At 40.2% G+C, this 23,580-nt stretch carries 20 protein-coding genes and 1 other annotated feature; of the genes, 5 read left to right on the forward strand and 15 right to left on the reverse strand.

Going from position 1 to position 23,580, the window contains the following annotated elements:
- Positions 1 to 30 precede the first annotated feature (30 nt).
- The 7 genes from CS931_RS03945 to sigK all read right to left on the reverse strand — a co-directional run bounded on the left by CS931_RS03945 (position 31) and on the right by sigK (position 9,588).
- Positions 31 to 1,224 (reverse strand): ATP-binding protein, encoded by a 1,194-nt coding sequence (locus CS931_RS03945; RefSeq protein WP_242964893.1) that lies wholly within the window; start codon positions 1,222 to 1,224, stop codon positions 31 to 33.
- A gap of 17 nt (positions 1,225 to 1,241) precedes the next feature.
- Positions 1,242 to 2,468, reverse strand: coding sequence for a threonine ammonia-lyase (gene ilvA, locus CS931_RS03950; protein WP_099204601.1), 1,227 nt, complete (start codon positions 2,466 to 2,468; stop codon positions 1,242 to 1,244).
- A gap of 54 nt (positions 2,469 to 2,522) precedes the next feature.
- Positions 2,523 to 2,753, reverse strand: a binding site (T-box leader).
- A gap of 63 nt (positions 2,754 to 2,816) precedes the next feature.
- Positions 2,817 to 4,247 carry a glycogen synthase GlgA gene (glgA, locus tag CS931_RS03955; RefSeq protein ID WP_099204439.1) on the reverse strand — a complete coding sequence of 477 codons (1,431 nt, stop codon included), beginning with the start codon at positions 4,245 to 4,247 and terminating at the stop codon, positions 2,817 to 2,819.
- Positions 4,248 to 4,278: 31 nt separating this feature from the next.
- On the reverse strand, positions 4,279 to 5,391 hold the full coding sequence (glgD, locus tag CS931_RS03960) for a glucose-1-phosphate adenylyltransferase subunit GlgD (protein ID WP_099204440.1): 1,113 nt from the start codon (positions 5,389 to 5,391) through the stop codon (positions 4,279 to 4,281).
- Positions 5,391 to 6,602: a glucose-1-phosphate adenylyltransferase gene (locus CS931_RS03965; protein WP_099204441.1), complete on the reverse strand. Its 1,212-nt coding sequence runs from the start codon at positions 6,600 to 6,602 to the stop codon at positions 5,391 to 5,393. The genes glgD and CS931_RS03965 overlap by 1 nt, the downstream gene beginning before the upstream one ends.
- Positions 6,603 to 6,627: 25 nt before the next feature.
- Positions 6,628 to 8,655 carry a 1,4-alpha-glucan branching protein GlgB gene (gene glgB, locus CS931_RS03970; protein ID WP_099204442.1) on the reverse strand — a complete coding sequence of 676 codons (2,028 nt, stop codon included), beginning with the start codon at positions 8,653 to 8,655 and terminating at the stop codon, positions 6,628 to 6,630.
- Positions 8,656 to 8,904: 249 nt separating this feature from the next.
- Complete coding sequence (sigK, locus tag CS931_RS03980) at positions 8,905 to 9,588, reverse strand: RNA polymerase sporulation sigma factor SigK (RefSeq protein ID WP_099204444.1); 684 nt, start codon at positions 9,586 to 9,588, stop codon at positions 8,905 to 8,907.
- A 343-nt stretch (positions 9,589 to 9,931) separates the two neighbouring features.
- Here sigK and CS931_RS03985 point away from each other — a divergent pair, with 343 nt between their 5' ends.
- Complete coding sequence (locus CS931_RS03985; RefSeq protein ID WP_099204445.1) at positions 9,932 to 11,662, forward strand: ABC transporter ATP-binding protein; 1,731 nt, start codon at positions 9,932 to 9,934, stop codon at positions 11,660 to 11,662.
- 2 nt (positions 11,663 to 11,664) lie between these two features.
- Positions 11,665 to 13,419 carry an ABC transporter ATP-binding protein gene (locus CS931_RS03990; RefSeq protein ID WP_099204446.1) on the forward strand — a complete coding sequence of 585 codons (1,755 nt, stop codon included), beginning with the start codon at positions 11,665 to 11,667 and terminating at the stop codon, positions 13,417 to 13,419.
- A gap of 197 nt (positions 13,420 to 13,616) precedes the next feature.
- Here CS931_RS03990 and CS931_RS03995 read toward each other — a convergent pair whose 3' ends face one another.
- Complete coding sequence (locus tag CS931_RS03995) at positions 13,617 to 14,090, reverse strand: divergent PAP2 family protein (protein WP_099204447.1); 474 nt, start codon at positions 14,088 to 14,090, stop codon at positions 13,617 to 13,619.
- Positions 14,091 to 14,269: 179 nt separating this feature from the next.
- Between CS931_RS03995 and add the strand changes: the two genes are divergently transcribed.
- Positions 14,270 to 15,271 carry an adenosine deaminase gene (gene add / locus CS931_RS04000; protein WP_099204448.1) on the forward strand — a complete coding sequence of 334 codons (1,002 nt, stop codon included), beginning with the start codon at positions 14,270 to 14,272 and terminating at the stop codon, positions 15,269 to 15,271.
- Between the two features lie 67 nt (positions 15,272 to 15,338).
- Here the strand turns inward: add and CS931_RS04005 are convergent, their stop codons facing one another.
- Positions 15,339 to 15,599 (reverse strand): spore coat protein, encoded by a 261-nt coding sequence (locus tag CS931_RS04005; protein WP_099204449.1) that lies wholly within the window; start codon positions 15,597 to 15,599, stop codon positions 15,339 to 15,341.
- Between the two features lie 14 nt (positions 15,600 to 15,613).
- Entirely contained in the window at positions 15,614 to 15,787 is a 174-nt protein-coding gene (locus tag CS931_RS12775) for a hypothetical protein (protein WP_200814933.1), read from the reverse strand.
- Between the two features lie 99 nt (positions 15,788 to 15,886).
- Between CS931_RS12775 and mscL the strand changes: the two genes are divergently transcribed.
- Positions 15,887 to 16,342, forward strand: a complete 456-nt coding sequence (gene mscL, locus CS931_RS04010; protein ID WP_099204450.1) for a large conductance mechanosensitive channel protein MscL — start codon at positions 15,887 to 15,889, stop codon at positions 16,340 to 16,342.
- A gap of 202 nt (positions 16,343 to 16,544) precedes the next feature.
- On the opposite strand, the gene CS931_RS04015 is transcribed toward mscL, so the two are convergent.
- From CS931_RS04015 to CS931_RS04035, 5 genes are all read right to left on the reverse strand, one after another.
- The gene (locus CS931_RS04015) at positions 16,545 to 16,769 is read right to left on the reverse strand and encodes a DUF3006 domain-containing protein (RefSeq protein ID WP_099204451.1); all 225 of its coding nucleotides are present in this window, start codon (positions 16,767 to 16,769) and stop codon (positions 16,545 to 16,547) included.
- A 69-nt stretch (positions 16,770 to 16,838) separates the two neighbouring features.
- The gene (locus CS931_RS04020) at positions 16,839 to 17,753 is read right to left on the reverse strand and encodes a ComEC/Rec2 family competence protein (protein ID WP_099204452.1); all 915 of its coding nucleotides are present in this window, start codon (positions 17,751 to 17,753) and stop codon (positions 16,839 to 16,841) included.
- Positions 17,737 to 20,439 (reverse strand): DNA translocase FtsK, encoded by a 2,703-nt coding sequence (locus CS931_RS04025; RefSeq protein ID WP_370738178.1) that lies wholly within the window; start codon positions 20,437 to 20,439, stop codon positions 17,737 to 17,739. The genes CS931_RS04020 and CS931_RS04025 overlap by 17 nt, the downstream gene beginning before the upstream one ends.
- An 84-nt stretch (positions 20,440 to 20,523) precedes the next feature.
- On the reverse strand, positions 20,524 to 21,471 hold the full coding sequence (locus CS931_RS04030) for an undecaprenyl-diphosphate phosphatase (RefSeq protein WP_099204453.1): 948 nt from the start codon (positions 21,469 to 21,471) through the stop codon (positions 20,524 to 20,526).
- Between the two features lie 84 nt (positions 21,472 to 21,555).
- The gene (locus tag CS931_RS04035) at positions 21,556 to 22,239 is read right to left on the reverse strand and encodes a ClpP family protease (protein ID WP_200814944.1); all 684 of its coding nucleotides are present in this window, start codon (positions 22,237 to 22,239) and stop codon (positions 21,556 to 21,558) included.
- Positions 22,240 to 22,603: 364 nt separating this feature from the next.
- On the opposite strand from CS931_RS04035, the gene CS931_RS04040 reads away from it, so the two are divergent.
- Entirely contained in the window at positions 22,604 to 23,539 is a 936-nt protein-coding gene (locus CS931_RS04040) for an AEC family transporter (RefSeq protein ID WP_099204455.1), read from the forward strand.
- The last annotated feature ends 41 nt before the right edge of the window (positions 23,540 to 23,580 follow it).

Below are 23,580 nucleotides of genomic sequence, written 5' to 3' on the forward strand. Positions count from 1 at the left end.
GGGACAGTTCACGGCGAACTGTCCCTGTTTCTATTTGCTTATCTTAGTTATTTCTTTTGCTTTTTGATATTCGACAAATTGTCTGGCTACTCGAGGACTTCTCCCCCCTTGCCTAGAAGCATGCGCTTCAGCGGCTTGCAGCAAAGCTGTACCTGCTAGCTGAATGCTATTTTGAACTGCCAAATGCTCCACAATTTCAGCGTACAAATCTTTGTCAGGGCGAAGAAAAGTTATCGTAAGCCCAAAGCGAGCAGACAAACTAGCCGATTCCTCTACCGTATCGCCAACATGAACGTCGTCACCTTGTCGTTCTGAAAAGCTTTGCTTGACCATATGGCGGCGATTACTGGTTGCATAGATAACAATGTTTTTAGGTCTAGCGGCAACCGTACCCTCTAAGATGGCCTTAAGGTCGGTAAAGTTTTGATCTGCCGAAGAAAACGATAAATCATCAATAAACAGAATGAATTTCAGCGGATTTTTTGCTAATCTATCCATTAGTGCTGGTATCAGATACAACTGATTTTTACGAATTTCAATCAGACGCAAGCCTTGCTCTTGATATTCATTGACAAGCACCTTTACTGTGCAGCTCTTGCCCGTTCCGGCATCGCCATAAAGTAAAATATTATTTGACGGCAAATTTTTGAGCAATGCCTCTGTATTAATTGTAATCTGCTCTCTTTCCCTTTCATATCCTGTCAAGTCAGAAAGCTTTTTTTCCTCTGGATGTTCTACCGGCAACAGCTGCCCGCTATCGCTAAGCGTAAACATATGGTATTGAGTGAATATGCCATACCCTCTGGTATGAATTTCTTGCAGTCGTTTTGTATATTCAGCCCCAAAATCATGTTTTGTATTCTCAAATTCAGGAAAATGACCTTCCTGCAAGGGAGCCATTTCCACTGGAGATAAAGAGGAAATGGCTGTGAACAAAGCTAGTTCTTGTTCTAGTGATTTTTGTAGAGCTACAGAAAGATTTTTCCCCTCGGCTTTTTCTATAACTGCCGGATTTTCACTTTCCATAACTTTTGCGTAGAGGTAATGGCCTAAGTCACAGCCATTTTTATAAAGTTCTGATACAAAATCAGAATAGGCATCTAATTTTGTGGTTAGATGATATTCATCAGTATCTAGATACTGCAGTAATTTTGCCATCACGGGGTTCGTGAGCAACCCCCGAAAAACAGCTAAAGAATGTAACCCATTTGAAAAATTTTGCACTTGTTTATACCTCTCTTTTAAATCGCACAGCACGCATTTGTCTCTGGTGATTTGACAATTATGAAACCTGCTTTTGCCAATCCTGCTTCAATATCTTTAATCTGCTGATGATCACGCGTCTCTAATGCCAATTTAATGAAGCAACTGTTGATAGCCATATCAGGATTACTTCTATCATACTGCACACTCACCACGTTGCCGCCATTCTCAGAAATAATTCTTGAAATACCTTCAAGCTGCCCTGGTTTGTCTACCAAGGCAATGGTTAGTGTCGCATTACGTCCGCTGTTAACAAGACCTCTGGTGATGACACGACTCAAGATATTAACGTCTATATTGCCACCCGAAAGCAGACACACTGTCTTTTCACTGTTGAGTTTTAACTTTCCGGACATCACAGCTGCAACGGAAACTGCACCGGCACCCTCAGCCACCAATTTTTGTTTTTCCATGAGAAATAGAATGGCACTGGCGATTTCATCTTCTGTCACTGTAACAATTTCATCTACATACTGCTGCACCATCGCAAAAGTAGTATCTCCCGGATGTTTCACAGCTATTCCGTCTGCAAAAGTAGCCGAATGACGTAAAGTGACCGGCTCTCCTTTTTTGATAGAACGCTCCATAGAAGCCGCTTTTGCTGCTTGCACGCCATAAACCTTGCATTTGGGAAAAAGAGTTTTGATGGTAAAAGCAACACCGCTAATCAACCCGCCTCCACCAATCGGTACAACCACAGCTTCTACATCAGGCATTTGGTCAATAATTTCAAGGCCGATGGTCCCCTGTCCGGCAATAACATCTTCATCGTCAAATGGATGAATAAAAGTTAGCCCATTTTGCTGCTGCAACTCTACTGCATAGGCATACGCATCATCATAGGTGCCGGGAACTAAAACTACCTCTGCCCCATAGCTTTTCGTGGCTTCTACCTTTGAAATAGGTGCGGAGTCCGGAATACAAATCGTCGCTTTAATCCCTTTTTTCTGGGCGGCCAGAGCCACTCCTTGCGCATGATTACCTGCCGAACAAGCGATAACTCCTCTTTCTTTTTCTTCGTCGGTAAGCTGTGATAATTTATAATAAGCACCACGCACTTTAAAAGAACCCGTCACCTGTAGATTTTCGGTCTTAAGCCAAATATTGCCCGCTTCATTCATTCCCTTTGCCGCAATTAAATCTGTTTTGCGAGCTACTTCTTTGAGTACATTGGCAGCATGATACACCTTGTCAATCATCAACATTTTATCATTTCCTTTCTTAATGCCGAGCATAAAAAAACTCGTCTCTTCTATATTAGAAGAGACGAGAAAATTCCCGCGGTACCACTCTTATTGCCCTAAAGGCCAACTCTGCACATCAAACAATGTGCCTGCCCTATAACGACGGCCAACCGTTCCGTTCTACTCACAACTGTTTTCGGCGGAAAGCTCCAAGGGGATATCACCAAATGATTTCTGCTGTTTTTCACCAACCAACAGCTCTCTGCAAGAAATTACATCTCGTTTTGTCCTTTTCACAGCTTTTATCTTGTGAAAATCATATCACCACAGATGAATAAAGTCAAGCTTTTCTACTCTATTCTAAAAACTTTATCGCTTTAACAGGCTTTGATACAAACTAATGTATTCATCTGCCGACTTTTTCCAGCTATTATCACACTGCATAGCATGGGCAACATACTCTTTCCATTTCTCGGGCTGGCTGTTATAGTCGTGAAGGGCACGGTGCAGTGTATTCACCATATCGCCTGTACTATAGGATGTAAAGGTATAGCCATTTCCTTTTCCATCTCCTACATCTGAAATTGAATCATTCAGACCGCCTGTCTTACGCACAACAGGAATTGAACCATAACGCAAGGCAATCATCTGCGAAAGTCCACAAGGCTCACTCTTGCTGGGCATGAGAAACAAATCAGAGCCAGCATAAATTTTTCGAGAAAGTGTGGGTACAAAGCCTACATAAATAACAAAGCGCTCTGGATATTTTTCCTGCATCCAGCAAAAATGCTCTTCATATTCTTTGTCGCCGCTGCCTAAAATGGCAACTTGTGCATTCGAATACTGCATAATGTTGTCAATTCCTTCTTTGACAAGGTCAAGACCCTTATGGGAAACCAAGCGAGTCACCATGCCAATCAGCGGAACTTTATCATTCTGCTGAAGACCCAATTCTTTTTGCAGCTCTCTTTTGTTGTCAGCTTTTTTTTGCAAGCTTTCTGTGGTAAATGGAGAGTGAATTACTTTATCTGTCTCGGGGTTATAGCTTTCGACGTCAATGCCGTTTAAAATACCGGAAAGCTTCCATGCCCGCTCTTTTAAAATAGAATCAAGTTTGTGAGAAAACCATGGGTCTAAAATTTCTTTTGCATATGACGGGCTAACGGTTGAAACCCAATTGGAGCATTCAATAGCACCTTTCATCAGGTTCACACTGTTGTCAAACTCAATCAAGTCTTTATCATGATAGGGAATTCCCAAAACGTCTTCAATCAAGTCCATTCCATATTGTCCTTGATATTGAATATTGTGAATGGTAAAAAGCGTTTTAATGCCGGAATACCACTCGCTATTTGCATAAAACAAGCGATAGTAAACAGAAACTAACGCTGTTTGCCAATCGTTGGCATGAATCACATCGGGTTTAAAATCGACATAAGGCAGCATCTCTAAAATCGCCCTTGAGAAAAAAGCAAATCGCTCGGCGTCATCGAAGTGACCGTAGATGCCACCTGTCCTCTTGAAGTAATATTGATTATCAATCAAATAATAAATTACATCACCCACACGAGCCTCATAAACACCACAATATTGTCGCCGCCAAGCCACCGGCACACTGATGCTGGTCACAAATTTCATCTTATCTTTCATTTCCTGAGAAATAGAATCATATAGCGGCAAAACCACACGACAGCTCACTTTTTTAGAGACAAGCGCTTTTGGTAAAGAGCCTGCAACATCGGCAAGTCCTCCTGTTGCTAAAAACGGAAGAGCCTCACTGGCACAATACAAAACTTTCATGAATCTAACTCCCTCCTTAACCAAGATAACATTAAACCTTACTGCCTTTCACGATATAAACAGGGTAGGTTGTGTGTCCCATAATGGTTGCGTTATCTGTAAATTCTACGTTTTTATCGGCCACCACAAAGTCAAGGCGGCTGTTTTCACCAACAATTGTATCTTGCATAATAACACAGTTTTTGAGCCTTGCTCCCTTTTTGACTTTTACCCCTCTAAACAGAACACAGTTCTCTACTTCGCCCTCAACCACACAGCCGTCGGCTACAAAAGAGTTCTGAATCACTGAACCAAGTCCATAACGAGTGGGCATATCGTCTCTCACCTTAGTATATACAGGACGAGAAGGGACAAACAACTGTGAGCGCACTTTAGGGTCCATGAGTGCCATACTGGCATTAAAATAAGCTTCAAAAGAAGTGATTGGATAAGCTGCACCCGTGAATTCATAGGCACAAATTTTCATATCTTTCACACCACGCTGAATGATATCTCTGTCAAAATCATAGAGATTGCGGCTCATGCAGTCGTCGACAAGTTCAATCAGCTTTTCTTTAGCAATGAGATACATTCCCATACCATAATTGCAGTCGAAATGACATCCTCTTTTAAGGTAGATTTCTCTGACGACATTGCTGGGATCTATGGTAAATACCGTATTCTTGTCCGTATCAGGCGAATTACCGTGGCGATAGACTACTGTAATATCAGCGTCATTTTTAGTGTGAAAGTCGTATAGCTCACGATAGTCAATGTTCGCTACGATATCGCAATCGCTAAGCAAGACATATTCTTCAGTTGCGGCGTGTAAAAAACGTTTAATCGTCGAAAGTGATTCTACTTTTCCTTCTGTACGAGAGATTTTAGCCCCAAAAGGAGGCAAAAGAGAAAGCCCCTTTGTCTTGCGTGACAAGTCCCATGCCTTGCCTGAGCCAAGATGATCCATAAGTGATTGATAGTTTTCCTCCGTCACAACACCAACCTGATTGATTCCTGAATTCACCATATTGGAAAGCGCAAAATCAACCAAGCGGTAACGTCCGCCAAACGGAACAGAGGCCATGACTCTATTTTCTGTCAAGGAGCGAATTCGCTCTTCGTGCACATAGGCAAATAAAATTCCGATTACATTGGTTCCGTGCATTATTCTTCCTCCTCATCTGCATCGAGCATGGCTTTGGGAGCAACCACAGTTTCAGGTGCAAGCCGATAATTTGGGCCTACCACTGCAACACCCCAATTGTCTTTGTCTTCCATATCCTCGGGGCGCTTGCCCACCACTGCATTTTTACCAACCACTGCGTTTTCGCCGATAATTGCATACTGCACCCTAGCATTTTCTTCAATCACCGCACCAGGCATGATGATGGAATCTGCCACTACTGCGCCGGCAGCAATATAAACACCTGATGATACCACGGAGAAATCGACTTTGCCATAGACATTGCAGCCTTCTGCAATAATAGAATTCTGTACACTGGCACTGGCAGATATGTAATGAGGCGGCAGCACTTCACTGCGAGAATAAATTTTATTGGCGTCTTGAATCAAATCACTGGTCACATTTTTGTCTAGCCAGTCCATATTTGATTCCCAAAGGCTATCAATCGTGCCAACGTCTTTCCAATACCCCGAGAAACGATAAGCAAACATTTTCTCTCCGTCATTGAGCATAGCCGGCAAAACATTTTTACCAAAATCATGTTGCGATTTCGGCATTTTATCGTCTTCTGTTAGATACTTTTTCAGCTTCTGCCAAGAGAAAACATAAATACCCATAGAAGCCAAATTGCTCTTTGGTACTTTCGGTTTCTCATCAAATTCATAAATGGTACCGTCCTCATTCGTGTTCAAAATGCCAAAACGAGACGCTTCTGCCATAGGCACTTCATATACAGCAATTGTACAATCGGCTTCTTTTTCTTTATGATAAGAAATCATTTTCGAATAATCCATTTTATAGATATGGTCACCTGAAAGCACAACCACATAGTCGGGGTTATATCTTTCTATAAAGCGCATATTCTGAAAAATGGCATTTGCCGTACCTTTATACCAATCCGAGCGCTTATTTTTTTGATAGGGCGGCAATACGTGAACCCCTGCGTGCATACTGTCTAAATCCCACGGTTGTCCGCTCCCGATATATTCGTTCAGCTCAAGCGGTTGATATTGTGTCAAAACACCTACAGCTTCAATTCCTGAATTAACACAGTTTGATAGCGGAAAATCGATAATCCGATATTTCCCTCCAAAGGGTACAGCCGGTTTTGCCTGATTTTTTGTCAAAACCCCCAAGCGGCTGCCTTGTCCGCCTGCTAAGAGCATTGCCACTACTTCTTGCTTTGGCAGCATAATTTTTCCTCCTTATGATTCAATTTTAACACTGTTTTTGTGTGACTTTTATTTCTTCTAAATCTTGTTTTTCCCATTTCTCTTTGGCCTCATTTAGTTTGAATTTCGGCCTTTTCATATATTTTTTTTCTACCTTTTGTACACATTTCAAGAAAATCACGCTGTTGCCAGGTAAAGTTAAAGAAACGCTTTGTTCAAACCCATGCATGGCCTTGTCCTCCGCTTGAATTTCTTTGCCATTACTGACTCCCTTGCCTCCATATTCCTTCTTATCAGAAGTAAATACTTCTTCATAAGTGCCTAAGCAAGGGACGCCAATCTCATAATTACGGCGTTCAATGGGTGAAAAGTTACACACGGCAATCAGCTCTTTCCCACTTTTACTTCTGCGAACAAAAGCAATCACATTTTGCGAATAATCATCATTGGCAATCCAGTGAAAGCCTTCCCAAGAAAAATCAATTTCCCAAAGCTCAGGATTTTGCAGGTAAAAATGATTCATTTCTTTGAAGAAACGATGAATTTGCTCATGTTCCTGATATTGCAGAAGTTTCCATTCCAACTCTTTTTCAAAATTCCACTCTGTTTTTTGGCCAAATTCTGTTCCCATAAAAATCAATTTCTTGCCGGGATGAGCCGTCATATACGCGATAAAACAGCGCAGTCCATCTGCCTTCATTTTATCTTCACCGGGCATTTTATTGATTAAAGAAGATTTGCCATGCACAACCTCATCATGCGATATTGGCAGAACAAAATTCTCTGAAAAAGCATAAAAGAACGAAAAGGTCAAGCTGTTATGATTGCCCCCACGATAAATCGGATCTAATGACATATAGCGCAGCATGTCATTCATCCAGCCCATATTCCATTTGTAGTTAAAACCTAACCCACCCATATAAACAGGTTTGGAGACATTGGGCCATGCTGTCGATTCTTCCGCAATCATCATAGCGTCTGGTGATTCTGCAAACACAGCTGTGTTAAGCTGCTGCAAAAAGGCAACCGCTTCTAAATTCTCATTGCCGCCTCTTTCATTGGGCAGCCACTCTCCGTTTTCACGATTATAATCTAAATAAAGCATAGAGGCTACTGCGTCTACACGTAAGCCATCAAAATGATATTCTTTCAGCCAAAAGACAGCACTTGAAATCAAAAAGCTTATCACTTCTTTTCGGCTATAGTCAAAAACGAGCGTCCCCCACTCTTTGTGTTCACCCTTTTTGGCATCTTTATATTCATAGCAACAAGTGCCGTCAAATTTACTGAGACCAGAAGCATCTTTCGGAAAATGTGCCGGCACCCAATCCATAATTACACTGATACCAGCCTGATGGCAGCGGTCAATAAACTGCATTAAATCTTCGGGGGTGCCATATCGAGAAGTCGGTGCAAAATAGCCAGATACTTGATATCCCCACGAGCCGTCATAGGGATACTCGGTGAGCGGCATGAATTCAATATGGGTATACCCCATTTCCTTGACATAGGGGATTAATTCGTCTGCCAATTTTTCATAGGAAAAAACACTGCCGTCTTTATATTTGCGCCAAGAGCCGGCATGCATTTCATAGATATTGACTGGCTGTGAATAGTGGGGATAGGTTTGCTTATATTTCTGCCACTGCGCATCTTGCCACTGATAGCCTGTAATATCATAGTATTTTGAGGCCGTTCCAGGTCTAGTTTCAATATGAAAAGAATAGGGATCTGTTTTTAGAACACAGTCACCGTCTTTATCTTGAACACTAAATTTATACAGCATAAAAGGTTTCGGTTTGAAGTCGGTATAAACTTCCCACACGCCACCGCTCAAAAGCTGCATTGGATATTTTGTTTCATCCCAGTCACAAAAATCTCCTACCAACGAAACAGCTTTAGCATTTGGTGCCCATACTCTGGCAACGCCAACTTCCTTGCCCTCTTCGATTGTTTTATGTAGTCCTAGATATTCATAAGCTCTTCGGTTTTCGCCCTTATGAAACAGGTATCTGGGAATATCTGTTTGCGTGGGTATCCTTTTATTATTTAAGTCCTGTTCCCGTACTGTCATGTTGTGACTCCTCTATATTCCTTTTTGACCATTCTTGCTCACTTTTTTGACCTAGCAGAAAGACTTTTCTCGTCAGCGATTTGGCGATTAGCTGTTTCGACTTGTTTGGCGTTATTATAACATTATTTCTTTCAAAACTCAACATAAATTTGGTAATATTCTTTAAATGTGGACACATATAATTTACTCATATTGTCTATTTTGTACACAATATGCTGATTTTTCTGTTCAGCGTGTAAAAAGATTTGTTTAACGCTCAAATTCTTCTTTCAAAACCTCAAGTGCTTTCTTTTCAATTCTGGAAACATAGCTGCGCGAAATCCCTAAACGTCTTGCTACTTCACGCTGTAATAAGGGCATGCGGCCACACAAACCATATCGCATTACAATAATTTCTTTTTCTCGCCTCGAGAGTCGGCTCTCCATATATTGATAGAGACGCTCCATCTTCATTTTCGTGTCGATTGTTTCAATTACAATGTCTTCTGTGGCCATCGTATCCATAATTGTCAGCGTGTTGCCGTCGCTGTCCGCTTCAATAGGTTCATTGATGGAAATATCCTGCGCGGTTTTCTTGCCACTTCTAAAAAACATTAAAATTTCATTCTCAATGCATTTTGAGGCATAGCTAGAAAGGCGAATTCCCTTAGAAGTATCAAAGCTGTCAATTGCTTTAATCAGCCCGATGGTTCCAATGGAAATTAAATCTTCTTGGTCATTGATATTGGAGTAGTACTTTTTAATGATATGCGCCACTAAGCGCAAATTATGTTCAATCAAAACACCCCTTGCTTTTTTGTCTCCCCTTTCCATTTTCTCCAACTGCTTCTTTTCTTCTGCAGAAGACAAAGCCTTTGGAAAAGACCCTGCACCTGTTACATGAAGAATGAGATAAATCACACCAGAAAGATATTCTAGCAGCTGCATCAACATACATCTTCGCCCCTTTTCATTTTAAATCTGACTATCTCCATTTACAATATGTATGAAGGTTTGTTGGAGATAGTGCCTGAAAGAGAAAATTAATTTCATTTTTCGCGATTTTTAGTTTTGCCTTTAATTTAGCTGTATTTTTTGTTATACTATAAAATATTAGGGGTTTGCAGAAAAGATAGCTTTGTCTTTTGGAATAAAATCGTACTGAATCGTATAGAAGCAAAACTATATTGTCTTTCTTGACTACTTCATTTCAATACTATTTTATTTTAAAATGAACACGCTCTTTTTTATGGATATCCTTTAATTTGAAAATTTTGTTTCAATGGGAGTGGATGAATTGAAAAAACTATTACGGTTTATCAAACCGTGGAGAGTTCCGTTTGTTTTGGGATGGATGTTTAAATTTTTTGAAGCTATTTTAGAACTGCTTCTTCCTATCTTTATGAAAGAAATCTTAAATAAAGGTATTCCTAACCAAGACAAAGACTATACTTTCTCTATGCTTTGGATGATTATGCTTGTATCAATTGCGGGGTTAATTTTTGCTCTTATTTGCCAATATGTTGCCTCAAAAACTTCTCAAGGTGTGGGGGCTGAAATTCGAAGTGAAATGATGAGAAAAATTTCTACCTTTTCTTATCGTGAGCTCGACCAATTTGGCAGTTCAACCTTAATCAACCGTATTACCGGCGATGTGAATAATGTGCAGCAGGCAATTGCTATGACGATTCGCCTTGTTTCACGGGCGCCATTTTTGTGCATTGGTTCTATCTTACTTTCGTTTACAATAGACCCTTTGCTTTCACTTGTGTTTGTGATACTCATGCCAATCCTTGGTTTATTGCTCTATTTTTTCACAACACATACCTCTAAGTTATATCGTGCCGCACAGAAAAAATTGGATAATCTGGGTGTTGTCATCAAAGAAAATCTATCTGGTGTGAGAGTTATTCGTGCCTTTGCAAGGTGGAATACAGAAAAAAAGCGCTGTGATGATACCACAGAAGAATTGTCAGACGCTTATATTCATGTTTCTCGCTTGGCCGCTCTCTCCAATCCTGTCACTTCTATTCTCATGAACTTCGGTATTATTGTCATTCTATATCTCGGCGGACAGGCTGTTAATGGAGGACGCCTGCAAAACGGAGATATTTTGGCACTTTCCACTTACGCCACTCAGCTTTTATTGGCACTGGTTATTGTTGTAAATCTAATTGTATTATTCACGAAGGCTGCCGCTTCTTCTGTCAGAATCAATGAAATTTTGGACACAGTCCCTTCGCTTTCTTTTCCTGAAGAACCTGTTGCAGTTTCTCGTGACAGCAAAAACATAATCGAATTTCAGCATGTTTCTTTTTCCTATAACGGAACAGAACCGGCACTGACTGACCTTGATTTTTCTGTAAAAAAAGGGGAATCTTTGGGTGTTGTCGGTATCACCGGCAGCGGAAAAACCTCTTTAATTAACCTCTTGCAGCGATTTTACGATCCCAATGAAGGCAGCGTTTTACTTTATGGAGAAGACGTTCGCCGCTATTCTCAAAAACAACTGCGCAGCCTAATTGGCATTGTTCCACAGCATAGCATTCTTTTTTCAGGTAGTATTGCCGACAACCTTCGTTGGGGCAACGCTGAAGCTACCGAAGAAGAAATGTGGCAGGCACTTGAAACAGCACAAGCAAAAGATTTTGTGGAAAATCTTCCGCAAACGCTTGATTTTGTCATTCAAGAAGGCGGCAAAAACTTTTCGGGCGGCCAGCGCCAACGTTTAGCGATTGCCAGAGCCCTGATCAAGAAGCCTGATATTCTCATCATGGACGACAGCTTGAGTGCTCTCGATTTTAGAACCGATTTGCTTCTCCGCCAGGCTTTGAAGCATAATTTACCGAACACCACCTTACTTGTTGTTTCACAGCGCATTAGCTCTGTTGCAGACGCTAAAAAAATCATCTTACTGGATGATGGTGAAATTGGCGCTATTGGCACGCATCAAGATTTATTTGAGAATAGTGAAATCTATCGAGAAATTTACCAATCGCAAACACAAATGAAAGGTAAGGAGGCTTAACTATGAAAAAGAAAAACAAACAAGAAAAAGCCGCCTTAATTCGCTTGCTTGGCATTATGTCTAGCTATAAGCTTCACCTTATCCTGCTCTTCGTCTGTGCAATCATCAGCAGTATCAGCTCGGTACTCAGCACCATGTATCTTGGTTCAGCACTTGACACTATGCTTGGTAAAGATAATGTGGATTTTAGAGCACTTTCACGCATTATTATTATACTTGCCATTCTATTTCTTTCTGCTTCTTTGTTTCAGTGGTTTGTTTCTTTAATCTCTAACTATGTTTCCTACCACACCGCCGAAACTTTGCGCAAAAAGATGTTTGCCAAATTCGGAAAACTTCCCTTATCTTATTTTGACCGTTCGGCTCAAGGTGATATGATTAGCCGTTTCACAAATGATTTAGACAATGTCTCTGATGCGCTTTCATTAAGTATCGTCAGTCTTTTCATGGGTATTGTTATCGTCATTTCTTCTCTTATCATCATGCTAATGCTAAATGTACAATTGGCGCTGACTATTCTTTTATGTACACCTTTAGTCTTTATTGCAGGTTTTTTAATTTCTAAATTCACTCGAAAAACCTATATTACTCAGCAGGCAACAGTTGGTAATATGTCTGCTTTTGTATCAGAAATGGTCGGAAATCAAAAATTAGTGAAAGCTTTTGGTTATGAAGATAGCAGCATAGTCACTTTTGAGACTATCAATCAAAGTCTTTTTAAAACGGCTACACGAGCTCAATTTGCTTCTGCTATTTTCAACCCTATTACTCGCTTTATCGACCATATTTCTTATCTACTAGTTGGTTTGGTTGGTTCTTTAATTGCGATTAGCAGCGGAGCTACTATTGGGATGATTTCTCAATTTTTAATTTACTCCTCCCAGTTTGCTAAACCTTTCAATGAAATTTCAGGAATCATGTCGAACATCCAAACAGGTATCGCCTCTTTGAAACGAGTCTTTATCGTCATTGACGCTACTGAAGAAAAGCAAGAAGACGGCACTGTTCCTGATTTAAAATGTGTAAAGGGAGCTGTTGAATTTAAGAATGTTGATTTCTCTTACACCAAAGGCAAACCTCTCATTCAAAATTTCAATTTAAAAGTTGCTCCTGGCAGCACTATTGCCATTGTTGGTTCTACCGGTGCTGGAAAAACCACCCTTGTTAACCTATTAATGCGGTTCTATGAACTAAACGGTGGTGCCATTTATGTTGACGGGCAAGATGCTTCTCAAGTTACTCGTGACAGCTTACGCCGGAGTTTCGGTATGGTTTTGCAAGATACTTGGATTTTTGCCGGTACCATTCGCGAGAATATTGCCTATGGAAAACCTGACGCTACAGACGAAGAAGTTGTTGCCGCGGCGAAGGCCGCTCATGCGCATTCTTTCATTCGCCGAATGCCAAACGGTTATGACTCTCTTTTAGAGCAAGACGGCGGCAACCTCTCTGAAGGCCAAAAGCAGCTCTTAACAATTGCCCGTATCATGCTGACCGACCCTGAAATGTTGATTTTAGATGAAGCGACTTCTTCTATTGATACGCTGACTGAAATTCGCATTCAAAAAACTTTCTTGGCTATGATGCAAGGACGCACCAGCTTTGTCATTGCTCATCGTCTTTCTACCATTGCTTCGGCAGATATGATTTTGGTTATGGACAAGGGTAATGTAGTAGAAACAGGTAATCACAATGAGCTTTTAGCCGCCGGCGGCCTTTACGCACAATTATATCACAGTCAGTTTGAACCCTCTTAACTTAAACATTTATCTTAAATTGATTGCCAAATCACGAAAAAGGTACAACCCGCAAATTTTGGGTTGTACCTTTTTCATCATCTATTCGTTCATCAAAATTTCATAATTAAGATTGAATATTGTGCTCTTTCTTGTTATAATACTTTCAGTTATATGATACCATTTTTCTTACAACTAAGCTTTTTATACAGTATAATTTACATGATAACCAAATAAGTAAAGGCTGAAATAGCGAACCCCAACAAAGCACCGCATACTACTTCAATCATTCGATGCCCCAGAGACTCATTAAGTGTCGGAATGAGCTTGTGTAAGCTTTCTTTATCAATACCATCTTCGTTTTCAAGATATTCTACAATATGATTGATTGCCTTTGCATGAAGCCCTGCTGACCACCTAACACCCGTGGCATCATACATGACAACAAGCGCTACCACAAATGCCAAACCAAAAATTGGAGAATGAAACCCATATAAATAAAAAGACAATAGCAGCACCGAGCATACTACTGCGGCATGAGAACTGGGCATTCCACCTGCACCGGCCAAACGTTTTTTATTAAATGTCTTATGTTTAAAGTAGTCTATTACATTTTTAATAATTTGTGCTAAAAGCCATGAAATGACGCCTACATTAATTAGTGGATTGGATATTATCACGCTAAGATTCATTTACTCCCTCATTTCCTCTATATCCTCTTTCCTATCTTATCGGTACTATCCTAAAAAGTCAATTGATTTTAACGATTCTTATAGAAATTTTAATAAACTCTTATGATATAGCCTAAAATATAAATTCAACTTGTTATTTGTACCAATACAATTTTAAGAAAGGAATTTTCACTTGAGCAATGGAAAATATGATTGATTTACACTTGCATTTAGATGGTTCTTTAACGGCTGAAGAAATCTTTATTCTCGCCAAGCAGCAACATCTCACGTTACCTTCTCAGTCAATTGACGAGCTTGCTTCTATGCTATCAGTATCTTCTAATTGTCAAGATTTAAATGAATATTTGCAAACTTTTGAACTCCCTTTGCTTGTTTTGCAAACTAAAGAAGCTCTTACTTTTGCCTTTTCTCACCTGCTAGCACGCCTAAAAAACCAAGGTCTTTCCTATGTAGAAATTCGCTTTGCCCCACAGCTTCATACTAGGCAAAAGCTTTCTCAATATGATGTTGTTGAATCAGCTGTGTATGCTCTGCACCAATCCTTATTACAATACCAAGGAGAAATACACGCACAATTGATTTTATGCTGTATGCGTGGTGAAAATAATCTAAAGCAAAACCTTGAAACCGTTGAAGTGGCCAAAGCATTCTTAGGGCAAGGTGTCTGTGCGCTTGATCTTGCTGGTGCAGAAGGACTATATAAAACCGCTCTCTTTAAGCCCATATTTGAAAGAGCGGCGGCTGAGGGAATTCCTTACACGATTCATGCCGGAGAAGCTGACGGTCCTGAAAGTATTTGGGAAGCCATCTCCATGGGTGCAAGCCGAATCGGACACGGTGTGCAAAGTATAAAAGATGAAAAATTGATGGATTATCTTGCTGAAAAGCAAATGCCCCTTGAGCTTTGTTTCAGCAGTAATTTGCAGACTAGAGCAATTGCATCTGCCAAACAATTTCCTTTACAAACTTTTCTAAAAAGAGGGATTCTTGCCACAATTAATACAGACAATATGACTGTTTCACGCACAACGTTAAAACATGAGTACAATCTCTTACAGCAAACGTTTTTGTTGTCCCCTGAACAAAATCATCAGTTACAATTGAATGCCATAAAAGCTGCCTTTTTGACATCTGTTGAAAAAGACATGCTTCTCAAAAATAGCTTTTGTCCACCAAGTTGATTTTTTTAATGCAAAAGCAGAATCAAGACCTCGTCAAGATTCTGCTTTGCCCCAAACATTTGCTTTTCTAATTGCTCGCATTCATCCCATTCGCATACTTTTGCTTAAGCATTTGAATCTTCTGTTCTTCTGCCTGTTCTGTTTTGTACCATCCTCTTGCAGACATCTTCTTGTAAATGTCACCCTGCATACAGAGTGAGTCATTCAATGCCTGACTAAAAGTCTGATTTACATTCTGCGTGCCAGATTCGATTGTGCCGTGCATATACAAATCGCAGATGCCTTTTTCAGTCATCAGCAGACTTTCCATTAAGGTTCTGTCATCCATCGTTTTTACCTCCTCTATATTAACTGGTAGAGCTGACCGAATAAAGTCTGGTGTTTTTCACACAGCTGTTGTGCACACTGCTTGAGTTCACCGTCCTGCAAATTTTGAACTACATTTTTACATTGCGTAATGCAAAATTCTTCATGTCCCAGTGCATCTTCAATATACAATAATTCTTTTGGACTCATTTTGTCATCACCTCCGTTTTTATTCTTCACAAAATGCTGGCAATTATGCGGTCTAACTTTCCTTAAAAATCTAAAATATAATAATAAAAAGGTGATTTTATGAAAAAATTATTTACAGAATTCAAAGAATTTATTTCACGAGGCAATGTGATTGATCTTGCTGTTGGTATCATCATCGGCGGCGCATTTACTTCTATTGTCAACTCGATGGTTAACGATGTTTTCATGCCTTTTATCGGGCTGATTACCAACAATGCTCTTGTCCCCAAAGATAAGGCTGCTCCGGTCTTTAATCCCACTGCTTTCATTTCAGCTTTAATTAATTTTTTCATCGTCGCTCTAATCGTGTTCTTTGTGGTAAAAGCTTTTAATCAGCTGAGTAATATCAACAAACTAAAAGATATTTTACATAAAGAAGAAATTGAAGCCGAAGCAGCGCCAGCTACTGAAAAAGAATGCCCTTTTTGCAAAACTACTATCAGTATTGATGCTGTTCGCTGCCCCCACTGCACTTCTCATTTAGTGGAAAGCGACCAACCTAAAGAAGAAGTTTAATCTTGCTGCTTAATAAAATATAAATATATTAAAAAAAGAAGAAACCGACTTTGCTTACTACTCGGTTTCTTCTCTTTTTATTTGCTGATTCTTGATAATATCACTTGTTGCTATTTCAAATCAATTTGTAGTACGCAAAAAAGAGAGCCTCGTTTGTGTAGGCTCTCTTTGATTTTATTATTCTTACAAAACATACCAGTATTTAGAATTTGTTAAATAGCTTCTTCTGTTTTTCGTTCACTCGATTCCTAATATCTTCTGTTTCTTCTTCATTCACTTTCAGTTCGCCATCATCCGTAATATCAATCACAGAACCAACCTTTGCATTTTCCGGCAATTCGGTAATTTCAATTGCATAACTTTTTTGCTCTGCATCTTCACAAATTACATATTTTCCTTCAAAACGATCAATAATTAATCTTCTCATTTTGCTATCCTTCCTTTTCTTCCATCAAATTTGAGCTTATCTATTTTATATAGAACGCTGTCACTAATATCATCCTGCTTTGCCAGCTTTTATAATCGTTTCTTCTCCGTTAGAAGAAACCTGAATTTTCCCGTCTAAATCTGTGCGATAAATTTCAGCGCCCAACGCTTCAATGCGTTTTAAAACTTCTGAACGAGGCAATTTATTACTATCAGCTCCTGTTGAAACTACTGCATATTTTGCCTGCACTGCCGACAAAAATTCTGCTGTTGATGACGTTTTACTGCCATGATGCGCAATTTTAATGCAATCGGCACGCAAATCTACATCGGTAGCTAGTAAATCAACCTCTGCTTGCGCTTCTATGTCACCGCAAAACAAAGCTGAAAAGTCTTTATACTGTAACTTGAGCACCAATGAATAATTGTTGGTTTCAGCATATTCTTCCACCGGACCAAGCACTTCTATCGTGGCGGTTCCAAGCTGAAATTTGTCACCTGCCTGTGCCTTCGTAATCGGTAACGCAAGTTCCTTTAATGTCGTTTCTAATTGCTGTTGTTCTGCATTATCGGTTACCAATTGATCTGGGAAATTAGGCTGGACAAACTGTTCTGCTGCAAAACTTTTGAGCAACCTGGAAAATCCTCCGATATGATCGCTATCTGGATGAGAAGCCACCGCAAGCTTAAGTTTATCAATGCCTAACCTACGCAGAACAACTTCAACCTCTTCTGACCGATCAAAGGTACCTGAGTCTAAAAGTGCATATTCATCCTCGCAGGCAATAACAATCGCATCCGCTTTACCAACCGATAAAAAATAAATATTTAGCGGATATTCTTCTTCAGAATTGACTTGTAAGTCAAGGGATTCAGCAATGAGGTCTACAAAGTCCTGTCCCATTGGCGTAACTGAAAAAACAAGAAAAATGACAGCTAAGCTAATAATCACATACCGACATTTTGTTTTACTCTGATTCTTCATCAGCGTTTCCTATTGTATTCACAACTTCGTCCTGCTTTTGCATGTTAGACTCAAGCCACTGAGCATAGGTCATCAGTACTTGACGGGGCTTAGAACCTTCGTGAGGACCGACTATGCCCATTTGCTCCATTTCATCAATCAAACGACCTGCTCTCGCATAGCCTAAGCGCAAACGCCTTTGCAGCTGTGAAGTAGACGCTTGTCCTGCTTCTACTACGCACTTTATTGCTTCGCTCAACATCGGGTCTTGATTTTCGCTCGTGTCATCCCCTATCTCGCTTTTCTTGGGTTCTGCTACTGCGTTTCTCTCAATCTCTTCGATTACCTTTTCGTCATATTTCATCTCACGAGCGCTTTTTACAAACTCTACTATAGATTCAATCTCGCTATCGCTGACAAAACACCCTTGAATTCTGTGTGGTTTTGATGCACCAACCGGAGCAAAAAGCATATCTCCTTGTCCCAGTAATTTTTCAGCACCGCCCGTATCTAAAATCGTACGGGAGTCAATCGAAGACGACACAGCAAACGCAATACGACTGGGAATATTGGCTTTAATCAAACCTGTTACAACGTCAACAGACGGTCTTTGCGTGGCAACAACCAAGTGCATACCTGCCGCACGAGCCATTTGAGCCAATCGGCAAATAGCATCCTCCACCTCGTTTGGTGCTGCCATCATCAAGTCAGAAAGCTCGTCGATGATGATAACAATCTGCGGCATTTTCAGCATAGGTTGTCCATTTTCATCTTCATAATTCTGCGCTTTTGCCAATGCATTATAGCCGTGCAAATCACGCACATTACATTCTGCAAACATCTTATACCGATTGAGCATTTCTGTGACTGCCCAACCAAGCGCACCCGCTGCTTTTCTAGGATCGGTCACAACCGGAACAAGCAAGTGCGGCACACCGTTATAAATACCCAGTTCTACCACCTTGGGGTCAATCATCAAAAAACGAACTTCATCGGGCGTTGACTTATAGAGCAAACTTACAATCAACGAGTTAATACAAACTGATTTTCCCGAACCCGTCGTACCGGCTATCAAAACGTGCGGCATTTTACCTAAATCTGCCACCTGAACCTGTCCGGCAATGTCTCTGCCCAGTGCTACAGTAAGCTTACTTTTCGCCGTGATAAAGCTGTTTGACTCAATCAACTCTCGCATTCTGACCGTTGATTTTGTTTTATTAGGCACTTCTATGCCAACCGCTGCTTTGCCTGGAATTGGTGCTTCAATTCTAACACCAATCGCTGCCAAATTCATCGCTAAATCGTCAGACAGATTGGTAATTTTACTGATTTTCACACCGGCCGCCGGCTGAAGCTCATAACGAGTGACCGAAGGACCTCGGCAAATATCCAGAATTTTGGTCTGCACACCAAAACTCTTAAGCGTTTCTACCAGAATACGTCCGTTGGTCTGCAGCTCTTCACTTTCAACCGCGGGGTTCAGTCTTTTTCCGACTTCTAGCATGGTGATAGGCGGAAAAGAATAAGTACCGGGAAGATCTTTTATGCTATTATACATATTCAAGCCACTGAGCTCTTTTTTTTCATCTTCAGCATGCTTCTTAATAAATTCTGCTGCTGCTTTTTCTGCCTCTCTGGCTACTTGTACGTCCGCTGTTGGATCAATGCGCGTTGCTGTGGCAGAAACAGGTACAATAGGCTCTGGTGCAGATTCTTCATGAATTTCTCTTTTCATCGGCTTTATAGCAGGAATTGACTCATGCAAAACATCTTTTTCTTCAGGCTCAGGAAAAACAACAGCTGTGTTCTCAACAGGTGGCTGTACATGCTGCTTATCGGGATGTTCTGCAATGCCAAAGACTTCTTTGAGCTTTTCCAGTTTTTCACTCGGCTGCTTTTTAACCTTTTTCTCCGGCTGTGCCTTAGGGAATAACGGAGAAGATTCTGAACGTACAGGAGAACTTGGCAGTTCATCCTCAAGCGGAATATTAATCTCTTGTGAGCGAAGAATTTCTCGTTCTTCCTCTCTGCGCTGTCTAGCATTTTGAATACCATCTGACACCACATCTACCGGTTTTTTAATGGTTTTGAAGAGCTGAATGAGATTAGTGCCCGTCAAAATCATCACTGAGACAAATAAGAACAGCACAATTAAAATTTTAGAGCCTAACTCGCCTGCTGCAGCAACAATCGGTTTGCCAATTAGCCCTCCAATGACACCACCTTCAACACCTATATGGTTCTGGTAGAGATAAGGGATATACTCTGTCCACTTAATTTCGGTTTCAGGCATTTTGGCCGCAAATATGTAACCTGTTGTGCAGCAGATTAAAATAATCAGCACTGTCATCCATACTTTAAAACGCATAGAACTGCGATCTGTTTCCAGTGTACTCGCAATCGAAACATAAATCATCAAAATCGGCGCAATAATTGCCCAGCCGCCAAACACACCTAGCAAAGCCTTATGTGTCCAATTCCAAAGGCTTTCTCCCGGAATTAAAATCAAGCTTCCTAAAAGTATGGCCACTGCAAAAAGGACAACCGCACGCACCTGATTTAACTGTCTCGCCTTTTCTATTGTCATCCTCTGCGTGCCTGTTTTTGTTCGAGTTGCTGTCCGCTGATTTCTCGCTTTGGCACTCTTAGCCGTAGAAGATTTTTTTGCTAATGCTTTTTTGGTAGCAACTGTCTGTTTTGCCCCCAAAATGATTCACGCCCCTTTTGTTTAGTTCTGACTTTATATTAAAAGTCCGATAAAATTATTTTGACTTGAGTTCTTACTTAAAATTTATAGCAATGTTCCTGTAAACAAATTTTTGCCAAGTACATGTTCTGCTATACCTACGATTAATACAATACCACCCGCAATCAACGTATAATAAGCAAAAATTTGCAGACGGTCTGATTTTAAAAGCCATCTTAAAAGCTTAATCGCCAAAAATCCAACAACCGCTGATACCACAACACCAATACCCAGTATGACAACGCCGCCTATTTGCTCGATATCGCCAGGAGCAACATCACTCACAGACACAACAGCCGCGGCCAAAATAGCAGGAATTCCCAAAACGAAAGAATAGTCAAGTGCTGTTTGTTTATTTAACCCACTCATCAGTCCCGCTGACAGTGTCGAACCAGAACGTGAAATCCCGGGAAATAATGCTGCAAAAAATTGTGTGATACCGATAATAATCGCATCTTTCACCGTAACCGCTGTGCGTCCTTGAACGGGATCAGGCCTTGCGTGTGCACCAATCCGTCTAAGCGGTTTTGTTCTCTTGGAAGAACGAATCCCCAAAAACAAAAGCAAGGCTGTTACAAGAAGTGCTGCCCCTTCCACAACAATATCATTGTCGGTAGAGAAAAGCTCTGATAAATCTTTAATCTTCATATCCGTACCAGGGATTGGGATGAAAAGAAAGAACAACGGCACGAGGCCGATAACGAGCATAATTAAAAGGCGTCTTGCCTCGCTCATTTCGCTCCATTTAAATTTTCCACGCACAATATCGCCAATGCACTTAAAAAATTCGAGAATTAGACAGCCTATTGTCTCTCTATATACAAAAACAACAGCAACCAGTGTGCCTAAGTGAAGCATAATGTCAAATAAAATACCGGGCATATGTATGTCAAAAATATGCTTTGATATGGAAAGGTGACCACTGCTAGAAATCGGCAAAAATTCTGTGATTCCTTGTATAATCCCTTGTATAATTGCTTCAATCGGTGACATAAAGTCCTCCTGCTATCTTTAATGATACATAGCAGAGTTTTACAATACTACTCTGTAAAACTCTGCTCTGTTCGAGGTTAAAATTTATTTTTCGTCTTTTGGCACTTCTTTTTTTGACTCTTCTGTCTGTTTCTTCTCTGCTTGATTCTCTTCGATCATCTTCACCAAACAGTCCATCGCATCTGACAAGGAACCCAATGAGTCAATCAGGCCTTCTTCTACAGCTTTTGGACCATCCAGAATAGAACCAACATCCATTACAAGTTCTTGTGTATTCATTGCCAGCGTGACAAAGCGTTCTTCAGACATCTTCGAATTTTCAGCTACGAAATGAGAAATTCTATCTTGCATGCGCTGAAAGTATTCTAGCGTTTGAGGGATCCCCAACACCAATCCATTCATACGCACTGGGTGAATTGTCATCGAGGCAGATTCTGCAATAAAAGATTTTTTTGTTGCCACCGCCAAAGGTACGCCAATGGAATGTCCCCCGCCCAACACAAGCGAAACCGTAGGTTTCTTCATGCCGGCAATCAGTTCAGCAATAGCAAGACCCGCTTCTACATCACCGCCAACGGTATTGAGTAAAATGAGCAGCCCATCAATGGTATCATCTTCCTCAACGGCTACAATCTGCGGAATAACATGCTCATATTTTGTCGTCTTATTTTGTGAAGGTAAAATATAGTGTCCTTCAATTTGACCTATAATTGTCAGACAGTGAATCGATTTTCCTCTTGTTATCGCTGTAACAGCGCCAAAATCCATGATTTCTGTTTTTTTGGTATCAGGATCTTCATGTGTTTCCGTGTCACTATCTGTTTCATCATTATCGGTATCTGCATCATTATTTTGGACATTCAGTTTTTCATCTTTATCTGGTTTTTGAAGTTCAAAAGTATTTTCACGCATTTCATCATCTCCTTTATAGAGATATTCTCTCTGAAAGAAAGCGATTCATACAAAAAAATAATAGAATCTTTGATTTTGCTATTGGATGAGGTTATTATAGCATGATTTTATCCATTCATCAAGAAAAAGTAGCTTGCTATTCATGTTTTGTTAGGATTGCTAGCATCGCTTTTTAGTGTTATAATTCTTTAAACAATATGGTATCAAGGAGAAAGAAAAAATGGTGAATTTTATATCCGTTCTCAAAGTGATATTTCCTGTTTTTGCACTGATGCTCATAGGATATATTCTTAAAAGCGCATCGATTATTAATGAAAACACAGTACGCCAGATAAATAAAATGATATTTTGGGTCACTTTGCCACTTTTTGTTTTCAGCAATATTTATGCTTCTGGGATTAGCAGTATCCTTCCTTCTACCATGCTCATTTTCATTTTATCTGCTGTCGTCGGTGAATTTTTAATCTCTCTCTTTTTAGTGATGGCTTTTGAAAAAAACAATTCAAAAAGAGCAGTTATGTTACAAGCGGTTTCTAGCAGTCAATTTGCACTTTTAGGTATTCCTATTTTAACAGCCGTCACCGGCATTACTCCTGCTATTGTTTCTGTTATGATTTTATGTCTTGTTCCTCTTTTGAATCTTCTTTCTGTCGTTTCTTTAGAGGTCTATCGAGGTAATCGACCGAACTTATTCAACGTTTTAAAAGGTATTTTCACTAACCCTATGATTTTGTTCTCCATTCTAGCGATTGCTCTTCTCTATTTTCATGTTCAAATTCCATCTTACATCGTGTCTGCTGTCGAAAATGCAGGCAATTTAAGCACACCGCTGGCTTTTATTATGCTTGGTGCCTATTTTAGCTTTAGTGACACGGCTTCTTATTTCAAACAAATTGCACTTACCATTCTTCTGAAAATCCTTTTATTCCCTACTATTATTCTTGCTGTTGCTATATTCATGGGACTGCGAGGCGCCGATTTAATTTTAATTCTTTGTATCTTTATCGCTCCCTGCGCAGTTCATTCGTTTGCGATGGCACAAGAGCTAAACGGCGATGAACGTTTGGCGAATCAACTGGTAGTACTTACTTTCTTTCTATCCATTGGCGCAGCATTCTTATTTTCTTTTATTCTAAAGCAAATGGGAATGATTTAAAATGAAATGAAATGATTCGATTAAAACTAATTGTAAAATAT

Origin of the sequence: Scatolibacter rhodanostii (genome assembly GCF_900197595.1) — a bacterium.
GTDB classification, from domain to species: Bacteria; Bacillota; Clostridia; order Oscillospirales; family Acutalibacteraceae; genus Scatolibacter; species Scatolibacter rhodanostii.

What these genes read in the sequence shown, in the direction of transcription:
- ilvA (WP_099204601.1), bottom strand. Translation starts at nt 2,468, where the DNA reads ATGTTGATGATTGACAAGGTGTATCATGCTGCCAATGTACTCAAAGAA.
- glgA (WP_099204439.1), bottom strand. Translation starts at nt 4,247, where the DNA reads ATGAAAGTTTTGTATTGTGCCAGTGAGGCTCTTCCGTTTTTAGCAACA.
- glgD (WP_099204440.1), bottom strand. Translation starts at nt 5,391, where the DNA reads ATGCACGGAACCAATGTAATCGGAATTTTATTTGCCTATGTGCACGAA.
- CS931_RS03965 (WP_099204441.1), bottom strand. Translation starts at nt 6,602, where the DNA reads ATGCTGCCAAAGCAAGAAGTAGTGGCAATGCTCTTAGCAGGCGGACAA.
- glgB (WP_099204442.1), bottom strand. Translation starts at nt 8,655, where the DNA reads ATGACAGTACGGGAACAGGACTTAAATAATAAAAGGATACCCACGCAA.
- sigK (WP_099204444.1), bottom strand. Translation starts at nt 9,588, where the DNA reads ATGTTGATGCAGCTGCTAGAATATCTTTCTGGTGTGATTTATCTCATT.
- CS931_RS03990 (WP_099204446.1), top strand. Translation starts at nt 11,665, where the DNA reads ATGAAAAAGAAAAACAAACAAGAAAAAGCCGCCTTAATTCGCTTGCTT.
- CS931_RS03995 (WP_099204447.1), bottom strand. Translation starts at nt 14,090, where the DNA reads ATGAATCTTAGCGTGATAATATCCAATCCACTAATTAATGTAGGCGTC.
- add (WP_099204448.1), top strand. Translation starts at nt 14,270, where the DNA reads ATGGAAAATATGATTGATTTACACTTGCATTTAGATGGTTCTTTAACG.
- CS931_RS04005 (WP_099204449.1), bottom strand. Translation starts at nt 15,599, where the DNA reads ATGGATGACAGAACCTTAATGGAAAGTCTGCTGATGACTGAAAAAGGC.
- CS931_RS12775 (WP_200814933.1), bottom strand. Translation starts at nt 15,787, where the DNA reads ATGAGTCCAAAAGAATTATTGTATATTGAAGATGCACTGGGACATGAA.
- mscL (WP_099204450.1), top strand. Translation starts at nt 15,887, where the DNA reads ATGAAAAAATTATTTACAGAATTCAAAGAATTTATTTCACGAGGCAAT.
- CS931_RS04015 (WP_099204451.1), bottom strand. Translation starts at nt 16,769, where the DNA reads ATGAGAAGATTAATTATTGATCGTTTTGAAGGAAAATATGTAATTTGT.
- CS931_RS04020 (WP_099204452.1), bottom strand. Translation starts at nt 17,753, where the DNA reads ATGAAGAATCAGAGTAAAACAAAATGTCGGTATGTGATTATTAGCTTA.
- CS931_RS04030 (WP_099204453.1), bottom strand. Translation starts at nt 21,471, where the DNA reads ATGTCACCGATTGAAGCAATTATACAAGGGATTATACAAGGAATCACA.
- CS931_RS04035 (WP_200814944.1), bottom strand. Translation starts at nt 22,239, where the DNA reads ATGGATTTTGGCGCTGTTACAGCGATAACAAGAGGAAAATCGATTCAC.
- CS931_RS04040 (WP_099204455.1), top strand. Translation starts at nt 22,604, where the DNA reads ATGGTGAATTTTATATCCGTTCTCAAAGTGATATTTCCTGTTTTTGCA.